At 47.5% G+C, this 21389-nt stretch carries 17 protein-coding genes; 8 read left to right on the top strand and 9 right to left on the bottom strand.

Annotated features, from left to right (window positions below):
* Nucleotides 1–36: 36 nt before the first annotated feature.
* Both AOC21_RS08285 and AOC21_RS08280 read right to left on the bottom strand, forming a co-directional pair.
* A complete protein-coding gene (locus tag AOC21_RS08285; protein WP_215391527.1) occupies nt 37–1539 on the bottom strand; it encodes a tripartite tricarboxylate transporter permease in 1503 nt (500 codons plus the stop codon).
* Between the two features lie 19 nt (nt 1540–1558).
* Nucleotides 1559–2020 (bottom strand): tripartite tricarboxylate transporter TctB family protein, encoded by a 462-nt coding sequence (locus AOC21_RS08280; RefSeq protein ID WP_215391526.1) that lies wholly within the window; start codon nt 2018–2020, stop codon nt 1559–1561.
* A 121-nt stretch (nt 2021–2141) separates the two neighbouring features.
* On the opposite strand from AOC21_RS08280, the gene alaS reads away from it, so the two are divergent.
* Complete coding sequence (gene alaS, locus AOC21_RS08275; protein WP_215391525.1) at nt 2142–4766, top strand: alanine--tRNA ligase; 2625 nt, start codon at nt 2142–2144, stop codon at nt 4764–4766.
* Entirely contained in the window at nt 4763–5008 is a 246-nt protein-coding gene (locus AOC21_RS08270; RefSeq protein ID WP_216859952.1) for a sulfurtransferase TusA family protein, read from the top strand. The genes alaS and AOC21_RS08270 overlap by 4 nt, the downstream gene beginning before the upstream one ends.
* A gap of 65 nt (nt 5009–5073) precedes the next feature.
* Here AOC21_RS08270 and galU read toward each other — a convergent pair whose 3' ends face one another.
* Both galU and AOC21_RS08260 read right to left on the bottom strand, forming a co-directional pair.
* The gene (gene galU / locus AOC21_RS08265) at nt 5074–5958 is read right to left on the bottom strand and encodes a UTP--glucose-1-phosphate uridylyltransferase GalU (protein WP_215391524.1); all 885 of its coding nucleotides are present in this window, start codon (nt 5956–5958) and stop codon (nt 5074–5076) included.
* A gap of 30 nt (nt 5959–5988) precedes the next feature.
* Nucleotides 5989–8880, bottom strand: a complete 2892-nt coding sequence (locus AOC21_RS08260) for a valine--tRNA ligase (RefSeq protein ID WP_215391523.1) — start codon at nt 8878–8880, stop codon at nt 5989–5991.
* Nucleotides 8881–8904: 24 nt separating this feature from the next.
* Here AOC21_RS08260 and AOC21_RS08255 point away from each other — a divergent pair, with 24 nt between their 5' ends.
* On the top strand, nt 8905–11280 hold the full coding sequence (locus tag AOC21_RS08255; RefSeq protein ID WP_215391522.1) for a UvrD-helicase domain-containing protein: 2376 nt from the start codon (nt 8905–8907) through the stop codon (nt 11278–11280).
* A gap of 8 nt (nt 11281–11288) precedes the next feature.
* Here AOC21_RS08255 and AOC21_RS08250 read toward each other — a convergent pair whose 3' ends face one another.
* The 3 genes from AOC21_RS08250 to AOC21_RS08240 are packed head-to-tail and all read right to left on the bottom strand — an operon-like array spanning nt 11289 to nt 13429.
* Nucleotides 11289–12065, bottom strand: coding sequence for a BPSS1780 family membrane protein (locus tag AOC21_RS08250; RefSeq protein WP_215391521.1), 777 nt, complete (start codon nt 12063–12065; stop codon nt 11289–11291).
* Nucleotides 12062–13036 (bottom strand): homoserine kinase, encoded by a 975-nt coding sequence (locus tag AOC21_RS08245; RefSeq protein ID WP_215391520.1) that lies wholly within the window; start codon nt 13034–13036, stop codon nt 12062–12064. The genes AOC21_RS08250 and AOC21_RS08245 overlap by 4 nt, the downstream gene beginning before the upstream one ends.
* Nucleotides 13037–13054: 18 nt before the next feature.
* Nucleotides 13055–13429, bottom strand: a complete 375-nt coding sequence (locus AOC21_RS08240; protein ID WP_251371492.1) for a hypothetical protein — start codon at nt 13427–13429, stop codon at nt 13055–13057.
* Between the two features lie 116 nt (nt 13430–13545).
* Here AOC21_RS08240 and polA point away from each other — a divergent pair, with 116 nt between their 5' ends.
* From polA to AOC21_RS08225, 3 genes are read left to right on the top strand one after another with little or no spacing between them, the layout of a single operon-like run.
* A complete protein-coding gene (gene polA, locus AOC21_RS08235) occupies nt 13546–16377 on the top strand; it encodes a DNA polymerase I (RefSeq protein ID WP_215391518.1) in 2832 nt (943 codons plus the stop codon).
* Nucleotides 16378–16413: 36 nt separating this feature from the next.
* The gene (locus AOC21_RS08230) at nt 16414–17289 is read left to right on the top strand and encodes a dienelactone hydrolase family protein (protein WP_215391517.1); all 876 of its coding nucleotides are present in this window, start codon (nt 16414–16416) and stop codon (nt 17287–17289) included.
* A 5-nt stretch (nt 17290–17294) separates the two neighbouring features.
* Entirely contained in the window at nt 17295–18068 is a 774-nt protein-coding gene (locus AOC21_RS08225) for a ZIP family metal transporter (protein ID WP_215391516.1), read from the top strand.
* Between the two features lie 16 nt (nt 18069–18084).
* On the opposite strand, the gene AOC21_RS08220 is transcribed toward AOC21_RS08225, so the two are convergent.
* A complete protein-coding gene (locus tag AOC21_RS08220) occupies nt 18085–18915 on the bottom strand; it encodes a sulfurtransferase (RefSeq protein WP_215391515.1) in 831 nt (276 codons plus the stop codon).
* Nucleotides 18916–18973: 58 nt separating this feature from the next.
* Entirely contained in the window at nt 18974–20080 is a 1107-nt protein-coding gene (locus AOC21_RS08215) for an SRPBCC family protein (protein ID WP_215391514.1), read from the bottom strand.
* A 162-nt stretch (nt 20081–20242) separates the two neighbouring features.
* Here AOC21_RS08215 and xseB point away from each other — a divergent pair, with 162 nt between their 5' ends.
* Together xseB and AOC21_RS08205 are read left to right on the top strand one after the other, a co-directional pair.
* Nucleotides 20243–20476, top strand: a complete 234-nt coding sequence (gene xseB / locus AOC21_RS08210) for an exodeoxyribonuclease VII small subunit (RefSeq protein ID WP_072582862.1) — start codon at nt 20243–20245, stop codon at nt 20474–20476.
* Complete coding sequence (locus tag AOC21_RS08205) at nt 20477–21373, top strand: polyprenyl synthetase family protein (protein WP_251371491.1); 897 nt, start codon at nt 20477–20479, stop codon at nt 21371–21373.
* Nucleotides 21374–21389: the final 16 nt, after the last annotated feature.

Raw genomic sequence — 21389 nt, 5'->3', positions numbered from 1 at the left:
ACTGCTGCGGGCTCATTTTTGGAGAGGTGCGGGGAATTATTCCTCCACAAACGCCTCTTCACGAGTTTTCTTCACTGCTGGCAGAGCCACGATCACTACCAAGAGGGCTGCTGCAATCAGCAAACCTAAAGAAAGTGGGCGGGTTACGAAGGTAGTGAAGTCACCGCGAGATAACAATAGTGCGCGACGGAAGTTTTCTTCCATCATTGGTCCAAGTACGAAGCCCAACAGCAATGGAGGAGGTTCGCAACCGAGCTTGAAGAACAGGTAACCAATCAAACCAAAGCCTGCGGTTACATAAACGTCAAACACAGTGTTGTTTACGGTGTACACGCCGATACAGCAGAACACCAAGATAGCTGGATAAAGGAAACGATAAGGAATCTTCAAGAGCTTGACCCAAATACCAATCAAAGGCAAGTTCAAGAGGATCAACATTACGTTACCGATCCACATGGAAGCAATCAGACCCCAGAAGAGTGCTGGGTTGCTAGTCATTACTTGTGGGCCTGGCTGAATGTTATGAATGGTCATCGCGCCAACCATCAAAGCCATCACAGCATTTGGTGGGATACCTAATGTGAGCAATGGAATGAATGAGGTTTGAGCAGCAGCATTGTTTGCCGCTTCTGGACCAGCAACGCCTTCAATTGCACCCTTACCAAACTCGTGGCTGTACTTGGAGGATTTTTTCTCAACAGAGTAAGCGCCAAACGCTGCCAAAGCTGCGCCGCCGCCTGGCAAGATACCCAAGATAGAACCAATCGTTGTGCCACGCAAGATTGAAGGAATCATGCGCTTGATATCGGTCTTGGTTGGCATCATGGTGGTGAGCTTGTTGAGGAAGCCTTCGTCATCGCCAGTCTTTTCAAGGTTACCCATGATTTCTGCGAAACCGAACACGCCCATCGCAACAGCTACGAAGCCAATACCGTCGCTTAATTCAGGAATATCAAACGCATAGCGCGATACACCAGAGTTCACGTCAGTACCAATCAAGCCCATCAAGAGACCCAAGATGATCATGCCAATCGCTTTGATCAAAGAGCCGGATGCCAATACAACTGCACCGATCAAACCTAAGACCATCAAGGAGAAGTATTCAGCAGGACCAAACTTAAATGCGAGTTGAGAGAGTGGGGCGGCAAATGCAGCCAATACTAAAGTTGCTACGCAACCTGCAAAGAATGAGCCCATACCTGCAGTAAAGAGTGCAACACCAGCGCGACCATTTCGGGCCATTTGATAGCCGTCGATCGCCGTCACCACCGAGGACGTCTCCCCCGGAATGTTCAGAAGAATCGCTGTTGTAGAGCCGCCGTACTGTGAGCCGTAGTAAATACCAGCCAACATAATCAATGCTGCAATTGGAGGCAATGCATAGGTTGCTGGCAATAACATCGCGATCGTTGCGATCGGGCCAAGGCCTGGCAATACGCCAATCAAGGTTCCTAGAATACAGCCGATAAGACAGTACAGAAGGTTTTGTAATGTGAACGCGGTATCAAAACCGAGAGCTAAGTTAGCAAATAAATCCATTTTTCAGAGTCCCGGTTCGTTATTGTTGTAGGAATACAGGCAGGAGTGGGAACTGAAGTTTCAGACCCAACACAAACACTGAATAAGTAAATGCAACGAGGAAGCCAGCATTAATTAATGAGCCCTTCCAAGTGAATTCTTTGCTGGCGCTTGCAGATACCAATACCAAGACAACCACAGCAATTAAGAAGCCCATGCGCGGTAAGAGTAGTCCATATAGCACTACAGAGCCAGTAATCTGGGCAATGATGCGCCAATTGAATTTTGGAATACTTTCAATCGCTGCTTTTGCATTTAGTGACTGCAGTAATACCAGTACGCCTAATAAAGCCATTAGGATCCCAAGGAAGAATGGGAAATAACCTGGGCCCATTTTGGCAGCAGTTCCCATGGGGTACTGGGTAGCCATAATGGCGAAGAAGAGGCCAATAATCATATACATGATTCCGGCCCCAAAATCCCGTTGATTGCGAATTTTCAAGATGCTCTCCTTATTGTCGACTTAAAGCCGATTTTTATTGATGTTGTCGGATTGTAAGGCAGGTTTGGAGCTTCCTGCCTAGCGTTTGCCCTAGGCTAGTGCCAATGCGATAATTATTGACATGAAAGTCTCCCAAATTCGCCAGGCTTACCTGGACTTCTTCGCCCAAAAAGGCCACCAAATTGTCCCATCCAGCCCTGTAGTGCCGGGGGATGACCCTACCCTGCTATTTACCAATGCCGGTATGAATCAGTTCAAGGACGTGTTTTTAGGGTTCGATAAGCGCCCTTATAACCGCGCTACAACTGCTCAAAAGTGCATTCGGGCGGGTGGAAAACACAACGACTTGGATAACGTAGGCTATACAGCCCGTCACCATACTTTTTTTGAAATGCTCGGAAATTTCTCCTTTGGTGACTATTTCAAGAAGGATGCAATTCAGTTTGCCTGGGACTTATTGACCCAGACATTTAAATTGCCCAAGGAAAAGCTCTTGGTAACGGTGTACGCCGAAGACGATGAGGCTTTTGAGATTTGGAATAAGCAAATTGGCGTGCCTGCAGATCGCATTATTCGGATTGGCGATAACAAGGGAGCGCGTTACGCATCAGATAATTTTTGGATGATGGGTGACACAGGCCCATGCGGTCCTTGCACCGAAATTTTTTATGATCACGGCGATCATATTCCCGGCGGACCTCCTGGTAGCCCTGATGAAGATGGTGATCGTTATATTGAAATTTGGAATAACGTTTTTATGCAGTTCAACCGCGATGAAGCGGGGGTAATGCATCCACTGCCTAAGCCTAGTGTTGACACTGGCATGGGTCTTGAGCGTATTGCAGCTGTTCTACAGCACGTTCACTCTAATTATGAAATCGACCTCTTCGTCAATCTCCTCAAGGCTTCCAAGGAAGCGGTTGATGCGGCTGGTGGCGAGAGCTGCGATGCAGAGAGCCCATCATTGAAGGTCATCGCTGACCACATTCGCGCATGTAGCTTCATTGTCGTTGATGGCGTGATTCCAGGTAACGCAGGTCGTGGTTATGTATTGCGTCGGATTGCTCGTCGTGCGATTCGTCACGGTTATAAACTCGGTGCTCGCAAACCATTCTTCTATCAGTTGGTACCTGCGCTCGTAAAAGAAATGGGTGAAGCTTATCCAGAGTTGCGCGCTGCACAAGACAAAGTTGGCGAAGTGATTAAGCAGGAAGAAGAGCGCTTCTTCCAAACGATTGCTAACGGCATGGAAATTTTGGATGGTGCTTTAGCCGGCGGTGCAAAAGTAGTCGATGGTGAAACTGCTTTCCGTTTACACGACACATTTGGCTTTCCTTTGGATTTAACAGCAGACGTTTGTCGTGAGCGCGGAGTGACTGTTGATGCTGATGGTTTTGAAGTGGCGATGCAAAAGCAACGCGACCAAGCCAGGGCTGCCGGTAAGTTCAAAGTAGCCCAAGGATTGGATTACAAGGGCAAACCAACCCAGTTTCATGGCTATGACACCCTAAAACATGAGGGTGCGAAAGTCACCGCCCTTTATGTAGATGGTTCGGCTGTTCCGTCCGTCAAGGCAGGCGATGCAGCCGTAATTGTTTTGGATAACACCCCGTTTTATGCTGAATCTGGCGGTCAAGTTGGCGACAAGGGCGAACTCCGTAATGAAAGCATTCGTTTTGCGGTTGAAGATACCTTCAAGATCCAGGCTGATGTATTTGGTCATCAGGGTGAAGTCCTTGAGGGCGAGCTCAAGGTGGGTGATGCAATCAGTGCCTTAGTGGATACCCAGCAGCGAACTGACACCATGCGCAATCACAGCGCTACTCATATTTTGCATAAAGCATTGCGTGAGGTATTAGGTGATCACGTGCAGCAAAAGGGCTCTTTGGTTGATGCTACCAAGACCCGTTTTGACTTTACGCACAATGCACCTATCACTGCAGAACAAATTCGCCGCATTGAAGATATTGTGAATCAAGAGATTCTGGACAACACTGCCACTTCTGGCAAAGTCATGTCATTAGATGATGCACAAAAGACTGGCGCCATGATGCTCTTCGGTGAGAAGTATGGGGATGAGGTGCGAGTCCTTGAGATCGGTAGCTCTAAAGAGCTGTGTGGCGGTACGCATGTATCTCGCACTGGCGATATCGGTAGCCTGAAGATTGTCTCTGAGGGTGGCGTTGCCGCTGGTATCCGCCGTGTTGAGGCGGTAACTGGAAACAATGCGTTGCACTTCTTGCAAGGTTTGGAAGATAAGATTAATGAAGCGGCAGCGATTCTGAAAACTCACCCAGGGGATTTGGTAAATCGCGTTGCACAACTTCAAGACAGCCTGCGCCAAGCTGAGCGTGAATTAGAGAAAGTGAACTCTAAGTTAGCCGCAAGTCAGGGTGACGAATTGGCTGGACAGGCAATTGATGTGAATGGCATCAAAGTACTTGCTGCACGTCTTGATGGTGCTGATGCTGGCGTTCTGCGTGAAACCATGGACGCCCTCAAGGCCAAGCTTAAAACTGCTGCCATTGTGTTGGCCTCAGTTCAGGGTGATAAGGTGAGTTTGATTGCCGGCGTAACTGCTGACTCGATTGGCAAGGTTAAAGCAGGTGATCTCGTGAACTTCGTGGCTCAGCAAGTGGGTGGTAAAGGTGGCGGCAAGCCGGAGATGGCGATGGCCGGCGGAACCGATCCAAGCAAGCTGGGCGCTGCTTTGGCAGGTGTTAAAGATTGGGTAGCAAGCAAATGAGTGAGTCAGTAAATATTGCTTTCAATGCAGAAGTAGATGCCATCGGCATGAACTGCCCTTTGCCGATCTTGCGTACCAAAAAGGCCTTGGCAACCATGCAGTCAGGTGAAGTCTTAAAGATTAAGGCAACCGATGCGGGGGCAGCACATGACTTCCCGGCTTTCGCTAAGCAAACCGGCAATGAGTTGCTTGCAAGCACTACTGAAGGTGATGTGTTGGTGTTTTTCATGAAGCGCAGGTAGTAGCTCTCAATCACAATAAAAAAGGCAGAGATCTCTCTGCCTTTTTTATTTCAGCCAAAAGCGAATTAAGTCAATGAGCGGCTCTTGAGATAAGCAGCAAAGTCAGCAGAGACTTCAGGGTGGCGCAGGGCAAACTCCACGGATGCCTTGAGGTAGCCCAGCTTGCTGCCGCAGTCATAGCGCACTCCATCGTATTCATACGCAAATACTGGCTCTTCTTTAAGTAAAGAGGCGATCGCATCGGTGAGTTGGATCTCGCCGCCTGCTCCAGGCTTGAGGTTGCGAATATGGCTAAAGATATCTGAAGAAAGAACGTAGCGTCCTACAACGGCCAAATTAGATGGGGCATCTTTAGGTTGAGGCTTTTCTACGATACCGTTCAAGCGGTAAATACCTTTTGTAACCTCGGAGCCTGAAACAATGCCGTAGGAGCTGCTCTTTGCCGGATCGATTTTTTCCACAGCAACTACAGAGCCATTTTGCTCGTCAAATACTTTGAGCATTTGCTTAAGTACAGGAGGCTGACCATCTAATAAGTCATCAGCCAAAATAATGGCAAATGGCTCATCACGCACTAACTTTTCTGCGCATAAAACTGCGTGACCTAAACCGAGTGCTTCAGGTTGACGTACATAAATACAATCAACGTGACTAGGTTTAACGCTACGAACGATATCTAAAAGGGCTTGCTTGTTTTTAGCCTCAAGCTCAGCCTCTAATTCATAGGCTTTATCAAAGTGATCTTCAATAGCGCGTTTACTGCGACCGGTAACGAAAATCATTTCGGTAATGCCTGCGGCAATTGCTTCTTCAACAGCATATTGAATGAGTGGTTTATCGACCACATTGAGCATCTCTTTTGGGCTTGCCTTGGTAGCTGGCAAGAAGCGCGTCCCTAATCCTGCGACTGGGAAAACCGCTTTTGTGACCGCTTTAGTTTTTAATGGCATATAACTTCCAATCGCATTATTTAACCGCTTTTATTTAATACGCTCTAATTGTGCAACAAGCTTCTCATGATTCTGCTCAAAGCCGGCAAGACGTTGTTTTTCTTGGGCAACAACCTCAGCTGGAGCGCGAGCTACAAAGCTTTCATTGGTCAGTTTGCCTTTGGCCTTATTAATTTCGTTGGCTAAACGCTCAATTTCCTTGCCAAGACGAATCCGCTCAGCAGCAACGTCCACTTCAATCTTCAGTAGGAGTTTGATATCGCCCACTAGAGCGATTGGTGCGCCAGGAGCATCTTTTTCTAAGGCGGATTCATCGCTATAGATTTTGACTTCCGCCAACTTCGCTAGCGCCATCAAATACGGCGTTGCCTTCTCTAAAAATGATTGTGGCCCAAAAATCCAGAGTGGCACTTTTTGGCCTGGAGGCACTTGCATCTCGCCGCGCAGGTTGCGGCAAGCATCCACAATCGCTTTGATCTGTGCAACCCAAGCTTCACTCTGTTCATCAATCTTTTCAGGCTGAGCAACAGGGTAGGGTTGAAGCGCAATCGTTTGTTTGGTTTGTTTGGCAAGCTCTTTTCCAGACTTCGGGCCAACGGTTTGCCAAAGCGTTTCAGTGATGAACGGAATCAATGGATGCGCCATACGCAAGATCGTTTCCAAAACACGCAATAGGGTACGGCGTGTAGCGCGTTGCTGAGCTGGCGTTCCAGTTTGTAGCTGCACTTTAGCGAGCTCTAAATACCAATCGCAATACTCATCCCAGACAAATTGGTAAATGCTGCTTGCAATATTGTCAAAGCGATAGTTCTCAAAGCCTTTGGCAACATCAGCCTCGGTTCTTTGGAGCTGGGAAACAATCCATTTGTCTGCAGGCGAAAAGTCTAAATAGCCTTCTGGACCGCATTGGTTGTCACATGGTGCTAAACCATTGTCCTCATCACTGCCAGAGCAGTTCATCAATACAAAGCGAGTAGCGTTCCAAAGTTTGTTGCAGAAATTGCGATAGCCTTCGCAACGCTTTTGATCAAAATTAATATTGCGACCAAGTGAGGCTAATGAGGCAAAGGTGAAGCGTAAGGCATCTGTACCAAACGCTGGAATACCATCTGGAAACTCTTTTTTGGTTTTCTTGCTAATACTCTCTGCCTGCTTTGGATTCATGAGGCCAGTAGTTCGCTTGCCTACTAATTCCTCAATCTTGATGCCATCAATTAAATCAATTGGATCCAAAGTATTACCTTTGGATTTACTCATCTTTTGACCTTCGGCATCACGCACTAGGCCGTGGACATAAACAGTATGGAATGGCACTTTGCCAGTGAAGTGGCAGGTCATCATGACCATCCGCGCCACCCAGAAGAAGATGATGTCAAAGCCAGTTACCAAGACCGAGGAAGGTAGGAAGTGATTTAATGCAGGCGTTTCTTCGGGCCAACCTAAGGAGCTAAATGGGACGAGAGCGGAACTAAACCAGGTATCTAGGACATCGGGGTCGCGATTGAGTTTGCCGGTATAACCCGCAGCAGCAGCTTTCGCTTTAGCCTCTTCCTCGGAGCGCCCTACGAAAATTTGTCCATCATCGCCATACCAAGCGGGTATTTGATGACCCCACCAAAGTTGGCGAGAGATGCACCAGTCCTGAATATTCTCCAACCACTGGGTGTAGGTATTAATCCAATTCTCTGGGACAAGTTTGATATCGCCCTTAGTCACGGCATCTAATGCTGCGCCCGCAATAGATGAGCCGGGTTGATATTTGTTATCTGGACTTGGCTTGGACATCGCCACAAACCATTGGTCCGTCAACATCGGCTCAATAATCGTTTGAGTGCGATCACCACGAGGCACCATCAATTTATGGGGCTGCACTTTATCTAGTAAGCCAGCCGCATCTAAATCGGCAACCACTTGTTTGCGTGCTGCAAAACGTTCCATGCCTTGATAAGTAGCCGGAGCATTTTCATTAATTTTGGCATCCAAAGTGAGGATGTTGATCATTGGTAGTTGATGGCGTTGGCCTACGGCATAGTCATTAAAGTCATGTGCAGGAGTTACCTTTACAACGCCAGTACCAAAGTTCAAGTCAACGTAGTCATCTGCAACGATCGGAATTTGACGATCACATAAAGGCAGATTTACTGACTTACCAATGAGGTGTTTGTAACGTTCATCTTCTGGGTTCACCATGACGGCAACGTCACCCAGTAGGGTCTCTGGGCGTGTTGTAGCAACCGTGAGATGGCCAGAGCCATCAGTTAATGGATAGCGAATGTGCCACATCGACCCATCTTCTTCTTCGCTCACCACTTCTAAATCTGAAACTGCGGTACCTAGAACAGGATCCCAGTTCACTAAACGTTTGCCGCGATAAATCAAACCTTGCTCATGTAGGCGTACAAAAACTTCCACCACTGCTTTGGACATCTTGCTGTCCATTGTGAAATATTCTTTACCCCAATCGATCGAAGCACCTAGGCGACGAATTTGCCTAGTAATTGTGTTGCCAGAAGCTTCTTTCCACTCCCACACTTTTTCTAAAAACTTTTCACGACCCAAATCGTGACGAGACACTTTCTGTCCATCAAGTTGGCGCTCAACAACAATTTGAGTGGCGATACCAGCGTGATCGGTGCCAGGTACCCATAAAGTGTTTTTGCCCGACATCCGAGCATGACGAATCAAGCCATCCATGATGGTTTGATTGAAGGCATGACCCATGTGAAGGGTGCCGGTCACGTTTGGAGGTGGCAGTTGAATAGAAAAATCACCCTTACCCTCATCCATGGTGGAATCGGCAATTCCTCGGCGTTCCCACTCTGGACCCCAGTAGGCCTCGATCGGGGCGGGTTCGTAGGATTTGGCGAGCTCGTCTGCTGAGCTGGCCGCTGGTGAATTAGGGGTATTTGAGGCATTTGGCATAAGAGGCAAATTATAATTGGGCTGATGTACTCAGACTTGCTCGCGAACCTCAACCCAGAACAGCGCGAGGCAGTGACCCTCCCGCCCGTAAATGAAAATGGCCAAGCCCAATCAGCCATGATTTTGGCTGGGGCAGGGAGCGGCAAGACCCGTGTCCTCACCACCCGTATAGCCTGGTTGATTCAGACCGGCCAGGTATCCCCAATTGGTGTCCTAGCGGTGACCTTTACCAATAAGGCCGCTAAAGAGATGATGCTCCGCCTGAGCGCTATGTTGCCGATTAATACGCGCGGGATGTGGATTGGCACCTTTCATGGACTTTGTAACCGTTTATTGCGAGCTCACCATAAAGAAGCGGGTTTGCCATCTACTTTCCAAATTCTGGACACCCAAGACCAACTTTCTGCGATTAAGCGTCTGTTAAAGGGTTTAAAGGTTGATGATGAAAAGTATCCCGCAAAGCAACTGCAGTACTTCATTGCTCATGCCAAAGAGCGCGGTCAGCGCGCAAAAGATTTAGCACTTGGCGATGATTTTCAAGCCAAGATGGCGCAACTCTATGCTGCTTATGATGAGCAGTGTCAGCGCGAAGGCGTAGTTGATTTTGCTGAGCTCTTATTGCGCAGCTACGAATTACTGAAACATAGTGAAGCGATTCGTACGCATTACCAAGAACGCTTCCGTCACATCTTGATTGACGAGTTTCAAGATACCAATGCTTTGCAATATGCATGGCTTAAATTGTTATCGGGTCATGACGCAAGTCGCATCAATGTCAGCGGCATGGGTAGTAGTTCAGTATTTGCGGTCGGGGATGATGACCAAAGTATTTATGCTTTCCGTGGCGCTGATGTTGAAAACATGCGCCTTTATGAGAAGCAATATCACCCTTTGATGGTCAAGCTAGAGCAGAACTATCGCTCGCACGGCCATATTTTGGATACTGCAAATCACCTGATTGCGAACAACTCTGAGCGTCTTGGCAAGAACCTACGAACCGATGCTGGACATGGCGAGCCAGTCCGTATCTATGAGGCGCCAAGCGATCATGCCGAAGCCGCTTGGCTGGTAGATGAGATTAAGGCTCTAGTAAATAGCGGTATCAAACGTACAGAGATCGCATTGCTCTATCGCAGTAACGCCCAGTCACGCATTATTGAGCACGCATTATTTTCTGCAGCTATTCCGTACCGTGTTTATGGTGGCTTGCGATTCTTTGAGCGCGCTGAAATTAAACATGCACTAGCTTATTTGCGCTTGCTCGAGAATCCGAATGACGACACCTCGTTCTCTAGGGTGGTGAATTTTCCAACTCGCGGAATTGGTGCCAGATCAATCGAGGCATTACAAGATGCTGCTCGAGCACAGCAATGCTCTTTGTATTTGGCTGCCTCTTCTTTAGAGGGTAAAGCCGGTGCAGCTTTGGGTGGATTTGTACGCTTGGTAGACCATATGCGTGAAGCCACTCGCCACAATACTTTGCCTGAAACAGTCGAATTTGTGATTCAGAACAGCGGCTTGATTCAGCATTACCTCTCAGAGCGTGAAGGGCAAGATCGCGTCGAGAACTTACAAGAATTGATTAATGCTGCCACGGCATTTATTGCCGAAGAAGGTTATGGTCAGGATGCTGCGGCTGCCATGTTGCCGGGTGAGAATGCTCCAGGCGTAGTTGAGGTATCGCCCTTGGCTGCCTTCCTATCCCATGCTTCACTGGAGGCGGGTGATAACCAAGCTCAAGCTGGTCAAGATGCCGTGCAGTTAATGACAGTGCACTCCGCTAAAGGTTTGGAGTTCACTTCTGTCTTCATTACTGGCCTTGAGGAGGGTTTATTTCCTCATGAGAATAGTGTGAATGAACAAAATGGCTTGGAAGAAGAGCGTCGCTTGATGTACGTAGCGATAACACGTGCCAAGGAGCGTTTATATCTCTCGCACACCCAATCACGCATGCTGCATGGCCAAGTCCGCTACAACATGCCATCCCGCTTCTTAGAAGAACTTCCCTCGGATTCATTGAAATGGCTCACCCCTAAAGCAAGAGATGCGCGCTGGGGCGGTAGTGGTAACAGTAACTCAAGATCGGGATCTACCTGGCAAGATGGCTATACCCGTCAACGCGAATACGAATCCAATGACTTTTTTGATTCAGGCTCTGAGCGTCAAAGGCCGGCCAAGAGAGTTGGCTCTGCCTCAATGGAAGTGAAGAGGTTGGCTTCACCCCCACGTGGAAATTATCCATTCACTATCGGACAAAATGTGTTCCATACTAAGTTTGGTGAAGGGCGTGTAACTGGGCTTGAAGGTGTAGATGCTGACGCCCGTGCGCAAGTGAACTTCAAGCGCCACGGCATTAAGTGGTTACAACTCAGTATTGCGAAACTTGCTGCGATCGACTGATACGTCAGTTAGGTTGGCAATACTTCGTCTTCAGTGAAGCAAGCCTTCCAGGTGGCGTAGAAAGAACAGTGCATCACTGTCAATCCCGCCATGGAGATGGGCGCGATGATGAAGGAGGCCGCTTGGCCCAAATCGAGCGCATCAAAAATCATTCCGACAGTAAGTGGAATAGCAATCAGAATGGCACTCCAAATCGAGAGATACAAACAGAATGCGGCTTTGTTAGCCCAACATGCCAAGCAGCTAGAGAAGAGTGCTTGGGGTACAGGCATATCAGCCCATGCCACTAAGACTGGTGAGAACCACATCAGCATCGCCACTGGCACGTAGAGCATTGCGCCAAAGAAAAGTACCATGTAAACCTGACGCAATGCTTCGGGGGTGATCGGCTTTTCGCTTGTCATTAAGGGAAGCAGCAATTCAAAGTCAACCAAGAGACTTAAGATAAAGCTCAGTAGCAAAATCATGCCCGCATATACCAATCCCAATTGCAGAATTCTTTTACGCACGATAGGGCTGGACCGAAGCGCCACTAAATACACCATTGGTTTAATGCGCTCTTTTTGAATTGCTTGACGACAGGCGGTCATGAAGCCAACAGAGAGAGTTGGCGTGAGAAGTAGCACAGCAAAAACACCAATCACTGGAATGATCACTGCTAATTGCGCAGCAAAGACATACATAAAGACCAGCATCAAGAAGCCCAAAGGATTTTGTTTGAAGAGCCAGATACCTTGCCTAATCCAGGTGTAGCCATCTTTTGGTGCTACGGAATTGAGTTTCATAGTGAGCGACGACTTAAAAGAATACGTTCAAAGTGCGTGGGGTCATGAGGAGTCAGCATCTGCGCATCCCGTGGCAAATAAAAGTCCCATAGCCTAGAGACCCAGAAGCGCAAGGCTGCTGCACGTAACATTAGCGGCCAGCTAGCTTGCTCTTCTTTGGTGAGGGGGCGAACCGACTGGTAGGCCTTCATAAATGCATCCAAGCGCGCAGGATCTAAATCTTCTTTATTTTCAGCAAGACACCAATCATTTGCGGTTACAGCGACATCAAACAACCATTTATCAGTGCCAGCAAAATAGAAATCAAAGAAGCCGCCTAATTGATCTTGGGCTACATTTGATCCCTTTGGATCAAATAAGACGTTGTCACGAAACAAATCGCAATGACTAGCGCCCTGCGGCATGCCATCATAAGCGCCTGACGAGAAGAATTCTTCTTGAGTTTTTAGCTCATGGGTAATGAGTTCTTTTTGAGATGTATTGAGATGCGCTAGCACTTGAGGGATCGTTTTTTGCCACCAAACAAGACTGCGAAGATTTTCTTGTGACTTAGAAAAATCTTTTCCAGCTAGGTGCATCTTGGCAAGCATCTCACCTACGAGGGCGCAATGGTTTGCTTCTGGCTGGAGTCTAGAGAGGCCGGGCAGCTTTGTCACAATGGCTGCCGGCTTACCTTTGAGGGTAAATAGAATCTCACCTTGCTTGTTCTCAAGCGGTTTTGGAACAGGAACCCCTTTATTGGCTAGATGGCGCATGAGCTCTAGATAAAACGGGAGCTGTTCTGCTGACAATCTTTCAAAGATGGTTAAAACATATTCCTGTTTCTTGCCATCCTTAGTGGTATCTAAAAAGAAATTAGAGTTCTCAATACCGCCATGAATGCCGCGAATTTCACTCGCCTGACCAATGTCAAAGTCTTGAGTAATCCATTGAGAAATATCCTCAAGCTCGATTGGAGTAAATACAGCCATAAACTATGTCAACAGATCTTATTGGAAGGGAATGCTGATACTAGGAACGCTAATCAGATCTGTTTCTTTTGGAGGTCCTGGCATTACTGATGTAGGCGGCGCCATTTCATAGCTGGTGTATGGTGTTTTTACGTCGACTTGAGTTGGTGAATTAACGTCTTTGTATTCTGTAATGGTGGTGCCATTTTTATCTTTGTACTGATAATTCGGCTTGCGTTGTTCTGGCGCATTCAAGCCGCCAGCTGCACTCACTGTTGGAGCAAGTGGTTGATTATTGATACGGTTTAATTCCGAAGGGCTGAGTGCCTGGCTGTTATTCTGAGCTTGGGCTGAAGAAAGGCCAAAAAGACCAAAAACCACTAAAACGCTCATTAGGGCTAGGCTTTGACTCATTGCGTGGCTAATTAAGTTCGTTAAATAATGCATTTTTTCACCTTTTTAAACCTACTCTCGGACGGTTCCTTAACCAGACCTGTAGGCAATTCACAACTAGATTGTACGATTGCGGTATGACTAAACATAGACTCTTGTTGGTAGACGGCTCAAGTTACCTCTATCGCGCCTTCCACGCCATGCCAGACCTCAGAAATGGGGCTGGAGAGCCCACTGGGGCTATCTATGGGATGGTGAATATGATGCGCCGGGCCCGCTCAGAGCTCAAGGCTGACCATATAGCCTGTGTTTTTGATGCCAAAGGTAAGACTTTTCGTGACGAGATGTATTCGGAGTACAAGGCGCATCGCTCGCCGATGCCAGAGGATTTGGTTAAGCAGATCGAACCTATTCATGCCATGGTCAAGGCTTTGGGCTGGCCAGTATTAATGGTTTCGGGTGTGGAAGCGGACGATGTTATTGGAACTTTAGCCTGCCAAGCAACTCAAGCGGGTTGGGAAACCATCATCTCTACTGGCGATAAAGATTTGGCTCAATTGGTAAATCCTTCGGTCACCCTGATTAATACGATGACGAATGAAAAGTTAGACATCGAAGGTGTGAAGGAAAAGTTTGGTGTGCCCCCAGAATTGATCGTAGATTATTTGTCCATCATTGGCGATACGGTTGACAACGTTCCAGGCGTTCCTAAGGCGGGACCAAAGACCGCAAATAAATGGTTGGCAGAATTTGGCAATCTAGATAACTTGATGGCAAATGCCGATCAGGTTAAAGGCGTGGTCGGCGAAAACTTACGAGCTACACTTCCTTGGTTACCGCAAGCGCGTCAACTCATTACTGTAAAAACAGATTGTGATTTATCGCCGCATTTACCTAGCTTAGATGATTTGCATGCCAAATCTGAAGACGCGCCCTTACTGCGTGAGTTGTTTGATCGTTATGCGTTTAAGACTTGGTTACGTGATGTAGAAAAACAGCTCACAAGCCCAGATAATCAGGGGTCTGAGACGGTTTCCTTTGATCTGGCGGGTAGCCCTATTGCAAATGGTTCAGAAGAAAATTTAGATGGAGCAAGGAAGGCGCGCGTGATTGCCAGCTCGCCAACTAGAGACTTGTCACAAGCAACTCGCGATTCTCAAGATTCAATTGAGCGTCATTACGAATGTGTGGTTGATGAGGTCGGTTTAGAGAAGTGGCTAAAGAAGATTGAGTCTTCTGCACTAACGGCAGTCGACACTGAAACCACTAGTCTGGATGCGCTTGCTGCAGAATTGGTTGGCATTTCTTTATCAGTAAAGCCAGGTGAAGCTTGTTACATTCCAGTTGCGCATCGCAATGGTGAAGTTCAGCTTGATCGTGATTTGGTGCTAGCGCGCATGAAGCCTTGGTTAGAAAGCACGACAAATCTAAAAGTAGGACAAAACTTAAAGTACGACACCCATATTTTTGCAAACTATGGCATTACTTTAAAAGGCGTTGCATTCGATACCTTGCTCGAATCGTATGTGCTCGAATCACACATGCCGCACAACATGGATAGCTTGGCTGAGCGTCATCTGGGCATGAAAACCATTCGCTATGAAGAAGTCTGCGGTAAAGGCGTTCACCAGATTGGCTTTGATCAAGTTGATCTCAAGATTGCTACGGATTACGCCGCTGAGGATGCTGACATTACCCTGCGTCTCCATCTGGAGCTGTGGCCACAGATTCAGGAAAGCCCAGGATTGCTCTATATCTACGAAAACGTCGAGATGCCGGCTATGCGAGTGCTCGGTATTATGGAGCGCAATGGTATTCGGATTGATTCCGCACTACTGGCGAAACAAGGGCAGCAAGTAGGTAAGCGCCTGCTTGAGCTGGAAGGGGAGATACATCAGTTAGCGGGTCAGCCTTTTAATATTCAGTCACCCAAACAAATCGCAGAAATCTTATTTGGACAGCTAGAGCTGCCAGTGATTAAAAAGACACCATCGGGTGCGCCATCTACTGATGAGGAAGTGTTGCAGAAGTTGGCGGAAGACTATCCGCTGCCAGCACGCATCTTGGACTACCGCAGTTTGGCGAAGTTGATGTCGACTTATATTGAGAAACTCCCGCGCATGGCCGATCCTAAGACGGGACGTGTGCATACTAACTTTTCTCAGGCTACAGCAGTTACTGGTCGCCTGGCATCAAGCGATCCCAATATACAAAATATCCCTGTACGTACAGAAGAGGGTCGTCGCATTCGGGAAGCATTTGTTCCGGCTGAAGGATGTAAGTTGTTGTCTGCGGATTACTCACAAATTGAGTTGCGCATCATGGCGCATATCGCAGAAGATGAAAATCTATTAACCGCATTTAGAGAAGGTAAAGACGTTCACCAAGCTACTGCAGCAGAGATCTTTGGCATTCCTTTGGATGACGTCAATTCTGAACAACGTCGTTATGCCAAAGTGATTAACTTTGGTCTTATTTACGGCATGAGTGCATTTGGTTTGGCTGGTAACTTGGGTATTGAGCGTTCAGCTGCGCAAAACTACATCGCCAAATACTTTGATCGTTATCCAGGGGTCGCTCAATATATGGAGCGCACCCGTCTCGAAGCAAGAGAGAATGGCTATGTGGAAACGGTTTTCGGTAGACGTCTTTGGTTGCCGGAAATCAAGGGGTCGAATGGTCCCCGCCGCCAAGGCGCCGAACGTGCAGCAATTAATGCACCCATGCAAGGTACTGCGGCAGATTTAATTAAGTTGGCGATGATTGCTGTGGAGAATTGGCTAGAAAAAGAGCAGTTAAAAACCAAAATGCTGCTTCAAGTCCATGATGAATTGGTATTTGACGTGCCCTTGGACGAAATTGAGCTACTGCAGGCAAAGTTACCGGATTTAATGTGTCATGTTGCCGATCTCAAGGTGCCTTTGGTGGTTAGTATTGGGATTGGCGATAATTGGGAAGAAGCGCATTAAGTATTCAACGAGAAAGAAAAGCTGGGAGACAAGGTCATGAGCAACGATATTCAAAATAGTCGACGCAGTTTCATAAAGACATCTGCACTGACTGCAACTGCTATTGGGGTCGGATTTGTGGCTGCGTCTGAACCTGTCATGGCTGCGGCTATCGAAACCGATTTCAAGGGCCTCAAAGCCGGAGAGCAGATGATTCCGGTAGGTAGTTTTCAGATGCCTGCATATGTCTCTCGTCCTGAAAAGGCGAAAGGCTCCCTGCCCATCATTATTGTCGCCAGCGAAATCTTTGGCGTACATGAATATATTGCCGACGTCACAAGACGCTTTGCCAAGCTAGGTTATCTTGCGATTGCCCCAGAATTCTTTACTCGCGCTGGTGATCCAAATACCTATGGAACGATTGCGGAGATTCAGCAAAACATCGTTGCTAAAACGACGGATGCGCAAGTATTAAATGATTTGCAAGCTGCTTTGGTGTGGGCGGGTAAAAATGGCGGCGATCTTAAACGAGTTGGCGTTACTGGCTTTTGTTGGGGTGGTCGAATTACATGGCTCTCAGCAACCTTGCCACAAGTGCGTGCAGGTGTAGCTTGGTATGGTCGTCTCATTGGAGAAAAGACCGAAGGTAGCCCACGTCATCCAGTAGATATTGCTATGGACTTAAAGGCCCCAGTCCTTGGTTTATATGGTGCAGCAGATACCGGCATCTCCTTGGAGAGTGTTGATCAGATGCGTACCGCATTGGCGCAAGCAGCCCCAAAAAATCCAGCAGCCAAGGCTTGTCAGTTTGAAGTGTATCCAGATGCTCCGCACGCTTTCCATGCGGACTATCGCGCCACATATCGCGAAGGCCCTGCCAAAGATGGCTGGGAAAAATGTCTTGCCTGGTTTAAGAAAATGGGAGTGGTGTAAACGCAATGACGGTTTTACAAACTATTCTCTTAGTCACTGCCCTAGCAGGCACTGCTAGCGTCCTGGTTGCTGCAAGCTGCTCCTTGGCCATGCTGTCGAAAATGGTCAACAATATGGTGAGCTTGTCCGTTGGAATTTTGTTAGCTACCGCCTTGCTTCACTCATTGCCTGAGGCATTTAGTATGGAGGGTGCAAATCCCCAGTTCTTATTTGCTACTTTGCTGGCTGGATTATTGGGCTTCTTCTTGTTAGAGAAAATCGCTTTACTGCGTCACGATCACCATCATGAAGGTGATGGTCACCAGCACCACCATGGCCATGATGCGGAAAATGCTGGGCGTAGTGGCTGGATGATTTTGGTTGGGGATGGCATTCACAATTTTGTTGATGGTATTTTGATCGCTGCGGCCTTTATGGCTGATTATCAGGTGGGCATCTTTACTGCCATCGCAATCATTGCTCATGAGATTCCACAAGAAATCGGTGATTTCATTGTGCTACTCAATGCCGGCTTCTCACGTGCACGGGCTTTGTTATACAACTTTATTTGCGGCTTATCAGCGGTAGTAGGCGGCGTGCTTGCCTATTTCTTTCTTGAACGTGCGCACGCAGCGATGCCTTACTTGCTGGTGATTGCATCTAGTAGTTTTATTTACATTGCAGTGAGTGATTTGATCCCACAAATGCACCGTCGCCCACACTGGGTGGAGTCTTTGCGTCAAACGGTATTGATTGCTTGTGGCGTAGGGTTTGTAATTCTGTTATCCCTGTCGCACTAATTTAGACTCAATAAAATTAGAGCTCTACGGGCCTAGCAGGATCTGCACACCATTCGCTCCAGCTACCCGCATAAAGGCGGGAGCCTTTAAATCCAGCAAGCTCCATTGCTAAAAGATTATGGCAAGCAGTGACACCAGATCCACATTGATGAATGATTTCAGACGCCTTGATAGGACCAAGAAATTCTGAAAACTCTTTGAACAATTGTTCTGGAGTTTTGAATGCAGTTGCGTTGAGATTATTTTTAAAGAAGCGATTCATTGCGCCGGGAATGTGTCCGCCAACTGGATCTAGCGTTTCATTTTGACCATGAAAACGTTCTTCTGTACGCGCATCAATAATTTTGTTCTTCTGGGTTTGCAGGTTGCCTACAACTTCATCAACCAGAACGAGTCCTGCAAAAGGCATTATTCCAACAGCTTGAGTACAGGGGGTAGGTGATCTAGGAATATTGCCCATAGGCCCATTCCAGGCATCTAATCCTCCATCCAACACCTGTACATTGGCATGACCAGTGGCTTTGAGCATCCACCATAAGCGGCTGGCATAGACGGAGCCTTGTTTGTCGTAGGCGACTACTAAAGTGTTTGGGCTGATGCCCAGGCGGGTCTTGGTTTGTGCCCAGGCCTCTGGACTAGGTAAGGGGTGACGACCGTTACCACCTGTTTTTGTACCTGACATATCTTTATCAAGGTCAACATAGATGGCGCCAGGAATATGACTTTCTTCATAAGACTTTTTGCCAATCAGTGGATCAACTAAATCAAAGCGGCAGTCACAGAGTAATACATTCTCGCCACTATTAATAATTTCTTCTAACTGGTTTGCTGAGATTAGAGGGCTCATGATGCTTCCTATTAGTGGTGGTGGGAATTACTAGTTGTATGAATAAAACCTTGTTTGATTATGCGCCTTCAAAATTCATAACGCGGCGATACCATTCGTGGAAATGTTGCATGCCGTCTTCCATGGGGCTTTGATACGGGCCCACTTCATTGATGCCGCGTGCTAAAAGTGCTGCGCGTCCTTGGTCCATGCGCTCGGCGATTTCATCATCTTCGATACAGGTTTCCATGTAAGCAGCACGCTCTGCTTCAACAAACTCACGTTCAAATAAAGCAATCTCTTCTGGGTAGTAAAACTCCACAATATTGCGTGTTTTGCCAGGACCCATTGGATGTAATGTTGATACGCATAGAACGCCTGGATACCACTCCACCATGACATTAGGGTAGTAGGTCAGCCAGATAGCCCCATGGCGTGGGGCTTTGCCGTCAAATTGACGTAACACCGCTTCATGCCAATTGCGATAGGTTGGTGAACCGGGAGTTTGCAGATCTTTATGAATGCCTACCGTTTGTACGCTATGCCAATCACCAAATTCCCAGTGCAGATCTTCACAAGAAACAAATTTACCTAAGCCTGGATGAAATGGAACAACGTGATAGTCCTCGAGATATACCTCGATAAATGTTTTCCAGTTGTAATTACACTCATGCACTTCAACATGATCGAGTACATAACCGTCAAACTTGAGGTCTTCAGTAACGCCTAGTTTGGCGAGATCACTGCGTACATCGCGTGGACCTTCGAATAGGAGTCCTTGCCAATTTTGTAAGGGTGACTTGCCAAGGTTTAAACAAGGCTTATCTTCAAAGTGTGGAGCGCCTAATAAGTTGCCGCCCAAGTCATAGGTCCAACGATGTAATGGGCAAACAATATTGTCGGCCTTGCCTTTGCCATTGAGCATGAGTGCTTGACGATGCCGGCAAACATTCGAAAGTAGTTCTACACCAGATTCATTGCGAACGAGGATGCGACCTTCGTTTTCAGCACTTAAGGTTTGATAGGAGCCTATTTCAGGCACCATGAGTTCGTGGCCAACATAGCCAGGGCCCTGCTTAAAAAGCAGTTCAATTTCCCGCTGATATAAATCAGCGTCAAAATAAGCCGAAACCGGCAGTTGTAGATTGGACGGCGCAAGTTTCTGCGCGGTAGCCAGATTAGTCATTCTCCCCACCCCCGAAAACGTCAGCCGAAGCTAAGCGGAATAACCAATCCAACCATCGACGGATCGATATTGGAAAGGAAGGGTTGGATTATACCCATCCAAGGGGTTTCTCGCTTTAATATGTAGGGCTATCCGTGTGCGAAATACGAAGGAAACCAGCTTATGCCAGCCAAGAAGTCAGAGAGTCAAAAACCCGGTCTTGAGGTCCAAATTGACCCCGATTTACGCTATGAACAGGCCGTAAAAGAGCTTGAGAAGCTTATTTCTGACATGGAGTCCGGAAAATTTTCTCTTGAAGAAACCTTGCTCGCCTATCAACGTGGCGCGGCATTACTCAAGCACTGCCAAGGTATGTTGGCTCAGGTTGAACAACAAGTTCGCGTTTTCGAGGCTTAATTGAGCGCTGCTTTTCAATTTCAGGAGTGGATTCATTCTCACTCTGAGCGTACTGAGCGAGCTTTGGATCGCATGCTCGATTCTGCACAAACCATTCCTCATCGCTTGCATGAGGCAATGCGTTATGCGGCGCAAGGTGGCGGCAAGCGTATACGTCCACTATTGGTTTACGCAGCCGGTGAACTGGGTGATGATCAAGATTGCAGTGAGGCATTGGATGCTGCTGCTGTAGCAATTGAATGCATTCATGCTTACTCATTAGTGCACGATGATTTGCCTTGCATGGATGATGATGATTTACGTCGTGGTCGTCCAACGGTGCATAAAGCCTTTGATGAAGCTACTGCGCTGTTGGTTGGTGACGCCTTACAAACTCGTGCGTTTGAAATCTTGGCTAATGCAAATTGTGACGCACAAGTCCGTCTCAACATGATTTCTGCTTTAGCCGCTGCGTCTGGCTCTCGCGGTATGGCCGGTGGGCAGGCCATTGATTTGGAGAGTGTGGGCAAGACATTAGATCTTGCAGGATTAAAGCAAATGCATGCCATGAAGACAGGGGCTCTGTTGTCATGCGCGGTTGAATTAGGCGGTATTGCTGCACAACTCAACCAAACGCAAATGGCGCATCTGGAGAGTTATTCAAAATCCCTGGGCTTGGCATTTCAGGTTGTGGACGATGTACTCGATGCCACTGCCGATAGCCAAACTTTGGGCAAAACAGCTGGTAAAGATGCGGCAGCGAATAAGCCGACCTATGTAACCTTGATGGGTTTAGACTATGCAAAGAGTCAGGCTAAAGAGTTGCAAGAGGCAGCAATCGCTAGTTTGGATAGTTTTGGTACTCAGGCACAAGCATTAAAAGATTTAGCTCTCTTGGTCGTTAATCGCGGTAAATAAGAGAGTAATTAGAGAG

This window comes from Polynucleobacter sp. VK25 (assembly GCF_018687355.1).
Taxonomy (GTDB): Bacteria; Pseudomonadota; Gammaproteobacteria; order Burkholderiales; family Burkholderiaceae; genus Polynucleobacter.
This window is presented reverse-complemented; position numbering and strand designations above follow the sequence as displayed.

Bases quoted from the DNA above. Each gene is read 5' to 3' on its own strand.
- AOC21_RS08285 (WP_215391527.1), bottom strand. From the start codon at position 1,539: ATGGATTTATTTGCTAACTTAGCTCTCGGTTTTGATACCGCGTTCACA.
- alaS (WP_215391525.1), top strand. From the start codon at position 2,142: ATGAAAGTCTCCCAAATTCGCCAGGCTTACCTGGACTTCTTCGCCCAA.
- AOC21_RS08270 (WP_216859952.1), top strand. From the start codon at position 4,763: ATGAGTGAGTCAGTAAATATTGCTTTCAATGCAGAAGTAGATGCCATC.
- galU (WP_215391524.1), bottom strand. From the start codon at position 5,958: ATGCCATTAAAAACTAAAGCGGTCACAAAAGCGGTTTTCCCAGTCGCA.
- AOC21_RS08260 (WP_215391523.1), bottom strand. From the start codon at position 8,880: ATGCCAAATGCCTCAAATACCCCTAATTCACCAGCGGCCAGCTCAGCA.
- AOC21_RS08255 (WP_215391522.1), top strand. From the start codon at position 8,905: ATGTACTCAGACTTGCTCGCGAACCTCAACCCAGAACAGCGCGAGGCA.
- AOC21_RS08250 (WP_215391521.1), bottom strand. From the start codon at position 12,065: ATGAAACTCAATTCCGTAGCACCAAAAGATGGCTACACCTGGATTAGG.
- AOC21_RS08245 (WP_215391520.1), bottom strand. From the start codon at position 13,036: ATGGCTGTATTTACTCCAATCGAGCTTGAGGATATTTCTCAATGGATT.
- AOC21_RS08240 (WP_251371492.1), bottom strand. From the start codon at position 13,429: ATGAGTCAAAGCCTAGCCCTAATGAGCGTTTTAGTGGTTTTTGGTCTT.
- polA (WP_215391518.1), top strand. From the start codon at position 13,546: ATGACTAAACATAGACTCTTGTTGGTAGACGGCTCAAGTTACCTCTAT.
- AOC21_RS08230 (WP_215391517.1), top strand. From the start codon at position 16,414: ATGAGCAACGATATTCAAAATAGTCGACGCAGTTTCATAAAGACATCT.
- AOC21_RS08225 (WP_215391516.1), top strand. From the start codon at position 17,295: ATGACGGTTTTACAAACTATTCTCTTAGTCACTGCCCTAGCAGGCACT.
- AOC21_RS08220 (WP_215391515.1), bottom strand. From the start codon at position 18,915: ATGAGCCCTCTAATCTCAGCAAACCAGTTAGAAGAAATTATTAATAGT.
- AOC21_RS08215 (WP_215391514.1), bottom strand. From the start codon at position 20,080: ATGACTAATCTGGCTACCGCGCAGAAACTTGCGCCGTCCAATCTACAA.
- xseB (WP_072582862.1), top strand. From the start codon at position 20,243: ATGCCAGCCAAGAAGTCAGAGAGTCAAAAACCCGGTCTTGAGGTCCAA.